Here is a 12,910-nt window from a genome sequence, read left to right on the forward strand (position 1 = left end):
CCGGCCTGCCCCCGGCGGGATTCGGGTAATGGGAACGCGGTTCAGGTTTTTGGAAAGCCAGCTCATCAGAAGCTCTCCCTCAGCCATCGTCCGACGCGAGCGATGTAACCAGTCCCTGTCATGAGCTGCCGCGTTCGCCGCGGTTCGAAGTGTTCGAGGTGGGCGGCCTGCGGATAGACCAGCAGGCCCGTGGCCACGGCAAACGCCGGGCCCTTGGCGGATTCCGGGAGGCCCGCAATGCCGAGCGGCCGGCCGATGCGCACCGGCCGATTCAGGATTCGCGCGGCAAGCTCGGGCAGTCCGGTCAATTGGCTGACACCCCCGGTGAGAATTGCACGTGCCCGCGGCTCGTTCGCAAAGGACGAAGCCGCAAGGCGGTCTCGGACCATCTCGAGAATCTCTTCGATTCTCGGCTTGATGATACGCACCAGACTCGCACGAGATACGAACTGAGGAGGCTCGCGGTCGTCGTCATTGACCGCCGGTACAGTGATCATGTCGCGCTCGTCGGAGCCTCCGGCGAGCACACTGCCGTAGAACGTCTTGATTCGTTCTGCATCAGAGATACGAGCGTTCAGGCCGCGTGCCAAGTCCATCGTCACGTGATTGCCGCCGAGCGCGAAGCCGTCGCAATGGGTGAAGCGGCCTCCGGAGAACAAGGACACCGTGGTGGTCCCTGCGCCCATGTCGATCAGAGCGGCGCCGATATCGGACTCGTCATCGGCGATGACGGAGAGTCCCGCGGCATAAGGCGCCGCAACCATGGTCTCGACCGAAAGATGGCAGCGCTCGACCGCGAGCATCAGGTTCCGCGCCGCGGCAGCATCGGCGGTCACCACATGCATGTCGACGCCGAATTCGCGCGCCAGCATGCCGCGCGGCTCACCCACCCCGCGCACCCCGTCGAGGCCGAAGCCGATCGGCAGCGAGTGCAGCACGACGCGGCCGGAACGCACCGAATGATGACAGCCGGCCGCAAGGGCGCGTGAGATATCGCCATCGGCGACGCTCGATCCTGCCACATTGACGTTCACGGCGTAGAATTCGCTCGACGGGCGGCCGGACGATACCGAGAGCACCACGGATTCGAGCTGCACCGAGGCGTCACGCTCGGCGAGATCGACGGCGTGGCGCAGCGCCTCCTCGACCTCGGCGAGGTTGATGACGGCGCCGCCCTTCATGCCACGGGCTTCGGTGTGGCCGACGCCCAGGATCTCGATGCCGTGGCTTCGGCGGCGCAGCACCTCTTGCGGATGCTGCGGCTTCAGCCGGGCGATCAGGCAGACGATCTTGCTGGTGCCGATGTCGAGGGCGGCGACAATCGCCGAGCGACGCGGCGAAACCGGCTTCATCTTTGGCGTCAGGCCGTCCTCGAGGCTCAAGCCGCGCCTCCCTTCTTCTTGGGATTCTTGGCCTTCAGCGCCTCGGCGCGGGCCGCGGCAGCTTCATCCGACAGGCGAACGCTGACGCGGTCAGGCAGGCGAAGGTCAACGACCGCGATATCGCGGCTCAGAATCTTGTTGTCACGGTCGAGCTGAACCAGCGTGCCGAGCGCCTTGTCGTTGTCGGTCTCGGGCAGCCGCACCTCGATGCCGTTCTTGAGCACGACGTTCCAGCGCCGCTCGGCGACCAGCACCGCCGCGTACATCTGGTCCCGCACCAGCGGATAGTTGTCGAGCAGCGCCACGATCTCCTTGGCGCGAGCACCTGCGCCCTCGCCGACCACCAGCGGCAACCTCGCGAAGCGCTGATTGACGTAGGGCTCGACCACTTCGCCATCGCTCGCGATCACGGAAACCTTGCCGTCCTTCTGCCAGAGCGCGAAGGCCTCGCGCTCGGTGACGGTAATGTGCAACCGGCTGGGGAAGAGCTTCAGCACATTGGCTTCGGCGATCCAGGGGTTCTCTTTCAGCTTGGCGCGCGCCTCGGCCGCGTCGAGGAACAGGAGTGAGGTGTGCCCGGTGATGCCGGCAATCGTCAGGACCTCCTCGCGGGTCAACTCTTTCTGGCCTGCCATGGCGATCGAGGTGATCCGGAAGCCCACCGCATTGGCCGCGGCATCGCGCCAATCGCGGAGTTCGTCGACGACCTCCGGCACATGGCCGCCACGCACCACGCCGAAGGCCGCAGTGGCGATAAAGAATGTACCGAGTGCGGCGAGGCCTGCACCGGTCGGAAGCTGCCAGCAGTGCACCGGGCCGACCCAGCGGCGCATGAAGCGGCTGAACCTCGCAGCGCCAAGCCCCAATGCCGAACGCGCCCGCGCGTGCCGGGAGGGCGGCACAGCGCCGGTCGCAGGCCGCGCCATGGCGCCGCCGCTTACCGATTCAGCGATGCGTCTTCGACCATCCATCGCACCAGCTCTTCGAAATTCACGCCCGCGTAAGCCGCAAGCTCAGGCACGAGCGAAGTTTCGGTCATGCCGGGCTGAGTGTTGACCTCAAGACAGACCAAGCCCTCCGTCCCCGCGGCCTGATCGTCGTAGCGGAAGTCAGCGCGGGTCACGCCTCGGCAACCGAGGGCGTAATGCGCCTTGAGCGCTAGTCTTCGGACCTCTTGGTAAACAAAAGGTGAAATTTTTGCCGGCAAAACGTGCTTTGATCCGCCCGGAGCGTATTTCGCCTCGAAATCGTAGAACTGGGTCGCAGCCACAATCTCGATGACGTCCAAGGCCTTATCGCCCATGACCGCGCAGGTCAGTTCCTTGCCGGGGATGTAGCGTTCGCACAGCACCTGCTCGCCGAAGGCCCAATCCTCCCGGGTCAGTTCCTGGGGCGGGTGCTCATGCTGCTCGGTGACGATGAACACACCGACGCTGGAGCCTTCTGCGATCGGCTTGAGCACGTAGGGGCGCGGCAGCGGGTGGGATTTGGCGGCCTCGTGGCGCGACACGACCCTGCCGTCCGGCACCGGAACGCCGCCGGCCTTCATCACCACCTTGGCGACGTCCTTCTGCATGGCCACGGCGGAGGCCATCACACCGGAATGGCTGTAGGGAATGCCGAGGATCTCCAGGATGCCCTGCAGCGTGCCGTCCTCGCCGGGCCGGCCGTGCAGCACATTGAGCGCCGCGTCGGGCTTCAGCGTTGTCAGCACGTTTGCGATGTCGCGGCCGACATCGACGCGCGTGACGCGGAAGCCTGCACGCTCCGCCGCGTCGGCGCAGGCGCGGCCCGAGCGCAAGCTTATTTCGCGCTCCGCCGACCAGCCGCCCATGAGAACGGCGACGTGTTTGCTCATGCCGCCTTCTCCCGCGACCCGTTCTGTTTAGGACTCTTCCCTGGAGGATTTGGCAGCGCGAAGCCGTCGTAGAGCCACGAAAGACAGTCGAACATCTGCTGCTCGGTCTTGCGCGACCAGATATCTCGCGCGACTTCGCGCTCGATGCCGCCGACGTGGTACCAGTTGTCCCAGTGATAGCGGGACTCGAACTGCACCCGCGCGGTGCGCACGTATCTGGCCCGCTCGTATTCCTTGAAGGCGCCTTCGAAATCGCCGTCCGCCATGCCGATCAGTTCGGCGAGACAAACCGCGTCTTCGATCGCCATGCAGGCGCCCTGCGCCAGCGTCTGCAGCGTCGGGTGTGCGCCATCGCCGAGGAGCGTTACGCGACCCTTGCTCCAATGCCGGATCGGGTCGCGATCCGATGACACCCAGCCGCGGCGGCTCAAGTCCATCATGGCCCAGAGCTTCCGCATGGTCGGATGCGAGTCGCGATAGACGTGAGCGAGGTCGGGATGCGGACTTTCGGTATCGCTCGGCTGCGCGTTCAAGGTCTTGAACACCGTCACGACGTTGAAAAGCGTCTTGTCGCGCAGCGGATAGTGCACGATGTGGAAGCCATCGCCCGACCATAGCACGACGTCGTCGCGGTTGACGTCGAAGTTCACGCTCGACATCGGCACGATGGTGCGATGGGCGACATAGCCGATGATGCGCGGCTCGCCTTCATTGCGCATCTGCTGGCGTATTGTGGAACGAAGGCCATCGGCGCCGATCAGGGCCGCCCCTTCGATCGTGCGGCCATCCTTGATCGCGAGGCGCACGCGGCCGCCCTGATCTTCATAGGCGGTCACCGCGGTGTTCGGCATCATCTCGACATTCTGTTCGGCACCACAGGCGTCGAGCAGGATGCGATGCAGGTCCTCGCGATGGATCACGATATAGGGGTGCTTGAAACGCTCGACGAAAGACGCGCCGGTCGGAAAGTGCCCGATCGTTTCGCCATCGACCGAATCGAGCATCCGGACGCCGCGAGGCCGCAGCGCGGCTTTCATCACGGCACCGGTGATGCCGAGCCGGTCGAACATCGGAAACACGTTCGGCCCAAGCTGGATGCCATAGCCGATGACGCCGAACTCCGGCGCCGCCTCGATCAGGCGCACGCGGAAGCCCTTGCGCGCGAGCGCAAGCGATACGGCGGCCCCACCGAGGCCGCCCCCCACCACCAGTACTGGTTCCGAATTGCGCGTCACTGCCGCTCCGCGAATCACCAGCCAAGCTAACCCGCTGGGAGTCAAAGGTGAATCCCGCGCGCGTCAGAGCGCGCCGCGAAGATCGCGGGGCGTGACAAAAAAGACTCAGATTGCGGCGCAATGCTGGACGGACGAGGACGGGCTTAACGGTCGCAGTTCACGCCGCGACGCCGAGCCGCTTGATCTCCCAGTCGAGTTCGACGCCGGACTTGTCCTTCACGCGCTTGCGCACGGTTTCGCCGAGATTTTCGATGTCGGCCGCGGTCGCAGTGCCAAGATTGATCAGGAAGTTGCAGTGCAGTTCGGACACCTGGGCACCACCGACAACCAGACCGCGGCATCCTACGGCATCGATCAACTGCCAGGCCTTGTGGCCGGGCGGGTTCTTGAAGGTCGAGCCTCCGGTGCGGCTCTTGATCGGCTGGGTCGCCTCGCGCGACTCGGTGATCTTGTCCATTTCGGCGGCGATCACCGCCGGATCGCCGGGCCGGCCGGCAAATGTGGCAGAGGTAAAGATGTAGTCCTCCGGCGCGCCGCAATGCCGGTAGGTGTAGTGCATGTCGGCGTTGCTCAGCACGTGGATGCGGCCCTGCCGGTCGACCGCGCGGGCCTCGACCAGGACATCCTTGGTCTCGCCGCCGTAGGCGCCGCCGTTCATCCGGAGCGCGCCGCCGATTGCGCCCGGGATGCCGCGCATGAACGAGAGGCCGGCGATACCGGCCTCCTGCGCGGCGCGCGCCACCTTCACGTCGGGCACCGCGGGACCTGCGGTGATGTTCAGGCCATCAACCGTCACGTCGTTGAAGCCGCGGCCGAGCCGGATGACGACGCCGGGAATGCCGCCGTCGCGCACGATCAGATTGGAGCCGAGCCCGATCACGGTGACGGGAATCTCAGAAGGCAGCACGCCGAGGAAATACGCGACGTCTGACTCGTCCTCCGGCATGAACAGCACCTGCGCCGGCCCCCCGACGCGGAACCAGGTGAGTTCGGCGAGCGATTGGTTGGGCATGAGCCGGCCGCGCAGTTTTGGGGCGCGGGATTTCAGGTCCGAGGCAATATCCGGGAAACTCATCACCCCAGCGCCTTCAATTCACCAGCCAGCGAATACGCCCATTGCGTGATGTTGCCGGCGCCGAGGCAGACCACGTAGTCGCCGGGCTTGGCGAGGCCCTTCACGATGCCGGCAAGTTGCGACTGCTCGGGCAGCGCGATCACCTGACGGTGGCCGCGGGCGCGCACGGCCGCGACCAGGTGATCGCGGTCGATGCCGTCGATCGGCGCTTCGCCGGCCGGATAGACCTCGGCGACGATCACCGCGTCGGCGTCGTTGAAGCAGGTCGAGAACGGCTCGAACAGCGATTGCAGACGCGTGTAGCGATGCGGCTGCACCACGGCGATCACCTGCCCCTTGGTCGACTCGCGCGCGGCTTTGAGCACCGCGGCGATCTCCACCGGATGATGGCCGTAGTCGTCGATGACGGCGACGCCGTTCCATTCGCCGGCGCGGGTGAAGCGCCGCTTCACGCCGCCGAAGCCTGCCAGCGCCTTGCGGATCGTGTCCTCGGGGATTTTGAGCTCGTGCGCCACCGCGATCGCCGAGGTGGCGTTCAGCGCGTTGTGCCGTCCGGGCATCGGCAGCATCAGATCGGCGATGGTTTCAACCACCGCACCGGTGCGGTCGCGGAATTGAACGGCGAATTCCGAGCGCCCGCCGGTGTTGTCCAGATCGATCAGCCGCACGTCGGCCTGCGGATTCTCGCCGTAGGTGATGATGCGGCGATCTTGGATCCGGCCGACCACGCGCTGCACGATCGGATGGTCGGTGCACATCACGGCGAAACCGTAGAACGGCACGTTCTCGATGAAGGCGCGGAACGCATCCTGCACGGCCGTGAAGGTCTTGAAGTGGTCGAGATGCTCGGCATCGATGTTGGTGACGATGGCGATGTCGGTGGGAAGCTTCAGGAAGGTGCCGTCGGACTCGTCGGCCTCGACCACCATCCAGTCGCCGGCGCCAAGCCGCGCGTTGGTGCCGTAGGCGTTGATGATGCCGCCGTTGATCACGGTCGGATCGAAATTGCCGGCATCGAGCAAGGCCGCAACCATCGATGTCGTCGTGGTCTTGCCGTGGGTGCCGGCGACGGCGACGCAGCTCTTCAGCCGCATCAGCTCGGCGAGCATCTCGGCGCGCCGCACCACCGGCAGGCGCTTCTCGCGCGCGACGACGAGCTCGGGATTGTCGGCCTTGATCGCCGACGACACCACCATGACCTCGGCGCCGTCGACGTGTTCGCCTTTGTGGCCGACGAACACCTTAGCGCCCTTGTCGCGCAGCCGCTTGACGTTGGCGTTGTCGCTCGCGTCGGAGCCCTGCACCGTGTAGCCGAGGTTCATTAGCACCTCGGCGATGCCGCTCATGCCGATGCCGCCGATGCCGACAAAGTGGATCGGTCCGATTTCGCGCGGCAGTTTCATCAAGCGCCCCTGGGTTTTCGCGGCAGTCCTGCCACTTAAAGCAAGAGGCAGATGGTCACGACAAGCCCGGCCACGGCGGTGTGGTTATTTCGTGATGCCCGCGACCCGGAGCACCAGATCGGCCAGCCGGTCCGAAGCGTCGATGGCGCCGGCCTTTTTCGCCGCGGCCGCCATGCCGGTGAGCCGTAACGGCTCGGCGGCCAGCGCGGCGATTTCCGCGGCGAGCCGGTCCGGGGTGAATTCGGTCTGCGGCAGGCGGATCGCACCGCCCGCCTCCACGAGCACGCCGGCATTGTGGTGCTGGTCCTGGTCGAGCGCATGCGGCAGCGGCACGAGGATGCCGGGCCGGCCGATCGCGGTCAGTTCGGCCACGGTGGAAGCACCGGAGCGCGCCACGATCAGATGGCTCGCCGCCATCACGGCCGGAAGGTCCTTGAAGAACGGCTCGATCTTGGCCGGGACGTTGAGCCTGGCGTAGATCTCGCGGACGCGCGCGATGTCCTCCTCGCGGGCCTGCTGGATGATCTTCAACCGCATCTGCAGGTGCGGCTCGAGCTTCTCGATCGCGAGCGGCACGACGTCGGCCATCACCCGGGCGCCCTGGCTGCCGCCGAACACCAGGAGCCGCAGCGACCCGGTCGTGTCGAGTTCGGGATACGGCGTCGAAGCCGCCGCGATCACCGCGGGCCGCACCGGATTGCCGGTGTGGGTGGCCTTGGCGGCAAGCGCGGGCTCGCGGTTGAGAATGCCGGCGAAGCCGGTCGCGATGGCGCGCACCTTCGGCGCGAGCATCCGGTTGGCGCGGCCCATCACGGCGTTCTGCTCGTGGATCACGGTCGGGATGCCGCGCGACACCGCGGCCAGGAGCGGCGGGATGCTCGGATAGCCGCCGAAGCCCACGACCACTGCGGGCTTGATCCGCGGCAACTTCAACCATGCCTTCAGCACGCCAAAGCCCAGGAGCGCGCCGGTCTTGGCCAGTGAGAACGGATTGCGGCCACGGACGGTGGCGCTCGGAATGATATGGATGCCAGCCGCAGCGAATGCTCCCGCGTGGCGTGCGGCTCGTGCGTCTGTGGCGAGCGCCACCGCGACGTTGCGCTTGGCAAGCGCCGCCGCCAGCGCCTCGGCCGGAAACAGGTGGCCGCCGGTGCCGCCAGCCGCAACCAGCACGGTCGGCCCAGCCGATTTGGTGTCCGCAGTCATGCCGTGTTGTTAGAGCATTTTCGGCGGCAAGTGCAGCGCTTCGCAGCGAAAAATAGCCATGGAAACGGCCCAGTACGAGCTACTGCGAGCCCTCCAAACCGGCAGCCTTGATGACGGGATAGTACTTCTCGGATTCCGCCTTGATAAAGCGCGCAAAGGCTTCGGGACTGTCGCTCACTTTCGCGGTCGTGCCGAGCTTCCGGGTCGCTTCCTTCACGTCGGGCATGGCCAGCACCTTGGTCATGCCGGCATAAATCTTGTTCACGACGGCTGGCGGCGTACCGGCCGGCGCGAGCAAGCCGGTCCAACCGGTGATGACGACGTCCTTATAGCCCAATTCGGACGGCGTCGGGACATTGGGAAACTGCTCATCACGCTGGTCGCCGAAGGTGGCGAGCATCGTAAGCTTTCCGCTGTTGACGAGATCGGTCACGCCCGACGTGGTGGTGAAGCCAAGCGGGATCTGTCCGCTCATCACGTCGGTCAGCATCGGCGTCTGTCCGCGGTACGGCACATGGGTCATTTTGATATTGGTGGCAAGAGAAAGCAGCACACCCATTTGATGGGTCTGATTGCCAATGCCGGACGAACCGTAGCTGAGCGCTCCCGGGTCGGCTTTTGCGCGGGCGACAACGTCGGCCAACGATTTCAATCCGGATGCGGGACTGGCCACCGCGCCGAGTGAATTGAGAACCGCCTGGGTGATCGGAGCAAAATCGCGCAGCGTGTTGTAAGGAAGCTTTTTGTAGATGAATTGATTGGTCGTCAGAGCGCTGATCGACGCGTAGAGCAGCGTGTAGCCGTCGGGGGTGGCGCGGGCCGCAGCCTCCACGCCGATGATGCCGTTGGCGCCCTGGCGGTTCTCCACGACGCCCTGCTGGCCCCAGAGCTCACCCATCTTCTGCGCGAGCAGGCGCGCCACAAGGTCGGTCCCGGAGCCGGGCGCTTGCACCACGATGATGCGAATCGGCCGGTTCGGAAAATCATCCGCGGTCTGCGCCGCGCCTTGCACTACGCCCGAGACAACAACGGCAACCGTCACACTGACCAGCGCAGCAACACGAATGATGGTTTTCATCATGCTTGTCCCACATTTCCGGCTGGTTCGATTGCAGCACGACGTTTGCGGTCGGAGCAATCCGCGTTGTTTGAGCAAGCGGGGCCCGTTTGATGAGCAACCGCTACGGCAGTTCCGCCAGCAGACGGCCATAGCCCGGTATCGTCTCGCGAACCATGAGCTGCTTGTGGATCATCCACGCGTTGCAAGCCTGCGCATGAACCACAGGTACCTGAAGGTCCCTTTCGAGCAGTTCGACGACCTTCACGGTCTGCCAGCCGCCGCCGTGGACATAGATGCCGTCAGCGCCCGGATTCTCCCGCCAGAGCTTCTTGGTGTACGCGTAGACCGCCTCGGTGGAAATCTGGCCGACGTCCTCGAACGGCACTTCGATAGACTGCATCGTCACGCATTCGAGGCCGGTGTCCTTCATGTAGTCGAGAACGATGCCGATCTGCAGCTTCGAATAACTGACACCGACGAATTTCTTGATCCTCATCGCCTTCATGGCGGCGACATGCAGTTGCGGCTCGGTCCAGATCGGAATGCCGTGCCGCTTCTCCCAGCTCTTGATCAGCTCGGCCTCGCCCTTCACGCCCAGCAAACAGAACGGCGGCGTGCCTGCCAGCAGAATGAGATCGACCTTCTGCTCGGCGAGGTCGGCGGTGTACTGCTCGTATTGCGGAATGGCCTTGCTGAACTCCTCACGGACACCGGCACGGAAGTTGACCATGAATGGCAGGACGCCGATGCCCTCCGGCAGCATGCGGATCAGCTCTTCGATGGCGCCGGGACGGCGCGTCGGCCGCACGAGTCCCACCACGCCACGCCACATCGTAAAGGCCATTTCGATCTCCGGATTTCACGGGCTGCCGACGCGCCAGCATGGTGGCGTTTCGAGCCGGTGACAACAGCATGCCACGCATGCGCCGTCCGGAATCAAATACAAAGCAAGAGATCGGACTAAACCGGGCTGCCGGAGAGACCCATGCCCGGACTGCTCAGGAACACGGCGCGCGGCCGTTCGCGGGTCAACGCCAGGAGCATGCCCATGCCGAAGGCAAGCGAGATCATCGACGAGCCGCCGTAGGAGACGAACGGCAGCGTCATGCCCTTGGCCGGCATCAAATGCAGATTCACCGCCATGTTGATCGCCGACTGAATGCCGAACAACATCGCCAGGCCCGCGGACGCAAAGCGGACGAAAGGATCGCCGCTGTTGACCGCGTGCCGCAACGTGCGGATCACGATGAAGGCGAACAGCGCCAGCAGCGCGAGGCACAGCACGATGCCGAACTCCTCGGCGCCGACCGCAAACACGAAGTCGGTGTGGCTTTCCGGCAGGAGCCGCTTCACGGTGCCCTCGCCCGGGCCGCGGCCGAGCCAGCCGCCGCGCGCGAAGCTTTCCATTGCCAGATCGATGTTGAAGGTGTCGCCCGAGCCGCGATCCATGAAGCGCTGGATGCGCTGGGTGACGTGCGGCACAGTGAAATAGGCGCCGACCAAGCCAAGCGCCGCGACGCCGCCAAGCCCCACGACCCAGATCAGCCGCATGCCGGCCATGAAGAACAGCGCGCCCCAGACCAGCGTGATCAGCATGGTCTGGCCGAAGTCGGGCTGGATCACGAGAAGCGCCGTCACCAGAAGCAGCAGGCCGAGCGCCACGGTGTTGGCCGGCATCTCAGGCTTGCGCGTGGACTCGGCAAATAGCCAGGCGATCAGGATGACAAACGCAGGCTTGAGAAATTCCGACGGCTGCACGTTGACGCCGGCGATGACCAGCCAGCGCTTGGCGCCCTTGATCTCGGCGCCGAAGAAAGGCGTCACCGCAACGAGGCACAGGCTGATCAGGAATATCACCAGCGCGACGCGGCGGACGCCGCGCGGAGACAGGAACGACGTCAGCAGCAGCACCGCGATGGTTGGGATCAGGAAGATGATGTGGCGGTTGACGAAGTGGAACGGATCCAGATTGAGCCGCGCCGCAACCGGCGGGCTTGCCGCAAGCGACAGGATGATGCCGCCGAGCATGAGGCCGAAGATCGCTGCGAGGACCGGACGGTCGACCGTCCACCACCAGTCGCCGATCGGCGTGCGAACCTTGCGCGAAACCATGTGTGGGCCCTCGTCCCTGTAAGAGGTGACGCGCCGTGGTTTCCAGGCGGTTAACGGGACGCCATTACGAGCGAATTTCGCACGGCAGGCCGGTCACTTAAACGGCGTGACACCAGGGATCTTCAGCACCAGCTCGCGGAAATGGTCGCCGCGGACCTCGAAATTGCGGAATTGGTCGAACGAGGCGCAGGCCGGCGAGAGCAGCACCACCGGTTCCTTGAGGCCGGAGGCCTCGGCGTCCCGGGTCGAGGTTTCCAGAGCCCGATCGATGGTGCCGGAGATCTCATAGGGCACCTTGCCGTCGAGGGTCTGGGCGAATTCTTTCGCCGCCTCGCCGACCAGGTAGGCCTTCCTGATACGCGGAAAGAACTCTTCCAGCGATGTGATGCCGCCCGCCTTGGCCTTTCCGCCGGCGATCCAGAACATATCGGTGAACGAAGCCAGCGCCTGCGCGGACGAGTCCGCATTGGTCGCCTTGGAGTCGTTGACGAACAGCACCGCGCCCTTGCGGCCGACCTGCTCCATGCGATGGGCGAGGCCGGGAAAGCTCTTCAAACCACGTTCGATCTCGGCAGATGTCAAACCGGAAAACCAACAGGCGGTCGATGCGAAGGCGGCATTCTGCGCGTTGTGCCGGCCGCGCAACGACCCGATGCCTGATACATCACCGAGCACTTCGGCCTGCGCTGACGACTTGATGCCCCTCGCGACGACCTGCGTGCCGCGCACGAAAGTCCCTCGTGGCAGCTCGCGCGACGCGGAGACCGGAACGGCCTGGATGTCTTTGCGTCCCGCAAGGCGTCGCGCGATGGCTTCGGTATAGCTGTCATCGACGCCGACCAGCGCGACGTCGGACTTCGCAACCAATCGCTCCTTGACGGCAGCGTAGTGCTCCATGGTGCCGTGGCGGTCGAGATGATCGGGCGACAGGTTGATAAGGATCCCGACCGACGGATTGAGCGAGGGCGCGAGATCGATCTGGTAGGACGAGCACTCGATGACGTGAAAGCGATTGGCGGCGGGCGGCTCGAGCGACAGGATCGCGGTGCCGATGTTGCCGCCGAGCTGCACGTTCTTGCCGGCGGTGCGCAGGATATGCGCGATCAGCGCCGTGGTGGTGGACTTGCCGTTGGTGCCGGTGATGGCAACGAACGGCGAATGTGGCGCAAGCCGCAACCGCTCGCGGCAGAACAGCTCGATGTCGCCGACCACCTCGGCACCGGCGGCTTGCGCGAGCTTCACCGACCAGTGCGGCTCGGGATGCGTGAGCGGCACGCCGGGCGCGAGCACCAGCGCTGCGACCTTCGACCAGTCGATGTTGCGGAGGTCTTGCGCCGTGATGCCGGCCTCTTGCGCCTTCTTGACGCTCGCGGCGTTGTCATCCCAGGCGACGACATCGGCGCCGCCAGCCTTCAGCGCCTGCGCGCTAACCAGCCCCGAACCGCCAAGGCCGAAGACCGCGACGCGCTTGCTGGCGAAGGAATGGACCGGCGTCATCGTAATCCCTCCCTTCGGTCATTCCGGGGCGCGAGCGTAGCGAGCGAACCCGGAATCCATAACCACTGCTGCGGAGTATGGA

Annotated in this window: 11 protein-coding genes; all 11 read right to left on the reverse strand. The window is 65.2% G+C overall.

Features of this window, described 5'->3' with window-relative positions; genetic code table 11:
• Positions 1 to 65: 65 nt before the first annotated feature.
• Positions 66 to 1,352 carry a cell division protein FtsA gene (gene ftsA / locus RHPLAN_RS31415; protein WP_068032129.1) on the reverse strand — a complete coding sequence of 429 codons (1,287 nt, stop codon included), beginning with the start codon at positions 1,350 to 1,352 and terminating at the stop codon, positions 66 to 68.
• Between the two features lie 26 nt (positions 1,353 to 1,378).
• Positions 1,379 to 2,353, reverse strand: a complete 975-nt coding sequence (locus RHPLAN_RS31420) for a cell division protein FtsQ/DivIB (RefSeq protein ID WP_068026880.1) — start codon at positions 2,351 to 2,353, stop codon at positions 1,379 to 1,381.
• Complete coding sequence (locus RHPLAN_RS31425; RefSeq protein ID WP_068026883.1) at positions 2,320 to 3,240, reverse strand: D-alanine--D-alanine ligase; 921 nt, start codon at positions 3,238 to 3,240, stop codon at positions 2,320 to 2,322. Before RHPLAN_RS31425 ends, RHPLAN_RS31420 begins: the two co-directional genes overlap by 34 nt.
• On the reverse strand, positions 3,237 to 4,475 hold the full coding sequence (locus RHPLAN_RS31430) for an FAD-dependent monooxygenase (protein ID WP_198164584.1): 1,239 nt from the start codon (positions 4,473 to 4,475) through the stop codon (positions 3,237 to 3,239). Before RHPLAN_RS31430 ends, RHPLAN_RS31425 begins: the two co-directional genes overlap by 4 nt.
• A gap of 157 nt (positions 4,476 to 4,632) precedes the next feature.
• Positions 4,633 to 5,550 carry a UDP-N-acetylmuramate dehydrogenase gene (gene murB, locus RHPLAN_RS31435; RefSeq protein WP_068026891.1) on the reverse strand — a complete coding sequence of 306 codons (918 nt, stop codon included), beginning with the start codon at positions 5,548 to 5,550 and terminating at the stop codon, positions 4,633 to 4,635.
• Entirely contained in the window at positions 5,550 to 6,953 is a 1,404-nt protein-coding gene (murC, locus tag RHPLAN_RS31440) for a UDP-N-acetylmuramate--L-alanine ligase (RefSeq protein WP_068026894.1), read from the reverse strand. Before murC ends, murB begins: the two co-directional genes overlap by 1 nt.
• Positions 6,954 to 7,037: 84 nt before the next feature.
• Positions 7,038 to 8,159, reverse strand: a complete 1,122-nt coding sequence (gene murG, locus RHPLAN_RS31445) for an undecaprenyldiphospho-muramoylpentapeptide beta-N-acetylglucosaminyltransferase (RefSeq protein ID WP_068026897.1) — start codon at positions 8,157 to 8,159, stop codon at positions 7,038 to 7,040.
• A gap of 79 nt (positions 8,160 to 8,238) precedes the next feature.
• Positions 8,239 to 9,237 carry a Bug family tripartite tricarboxylate transporter substrate binding protein gene (locus RHPLAN_RS31450; RefSeq protein WP_198164585.1) on the reverse strand — a complete coding sequence of 333 codons (999 nt, stop codon included), beginning with the start codon at positions 9,235 to 9,237 and terminating at the stop codon, positions 8,239 to 8,241.
• 103 nt (positions 9,238 to 9,340) lie between these two features.
• The gene (locus tag RHPLAN_RS31455; RefSeq protein WP_157100624.1) at positions 9,341 to 10,063 is read right to left on the reverse strand and encodes a maleate cis-trans isomerase family protein; all 723 of its coding nucleotides are present in this window, start codon (positions 10,061 to 10,063) and stop codon (positions 9,341 to 9,343) included.
• 116 nt (positions 10,064 to 10,179) lie between these two features.
• Positions 10,180 to 11,331: a putative lipid II flippase FtsW gene (ftsW, locus tag RHPLAN_RS31460; protein WP_068026906.1), complete on the reverse strand. Its 1,152-nt coding sequence runs from the start codon at positions 11,329 to 11,331 to the stop codon at positions 10,180 to 10,182.
• 93 nt (positions 11,332 to 11,424) lie between these two features.
• On the reverse strand, positions 11,425 to 12,828 hold the full coding sequence (gene murD / locus RHPLAN_RS31465) for a UDP-N-acetylmuramoyl-L-alanine--D-glutamate ligase (protein ID WP_068026909.1): 1,404 nt from the start codon (positions 12,826 to 12,828) through the stop codon (positions 11,425 to 11,427).
• Positions 12,829 to 12,910: the final 82 nt, after the last annotated feature.

The organism is Rhodoplanes sp. Z2-YC6860, from assembly GCF_001579845.1.
Taxonomy (GTDB): Bacteria; Pseudomonadota; Alphaproteobacteria; order Rhizobiales; family Xanthobacteraceae; genus Z2-YC6860.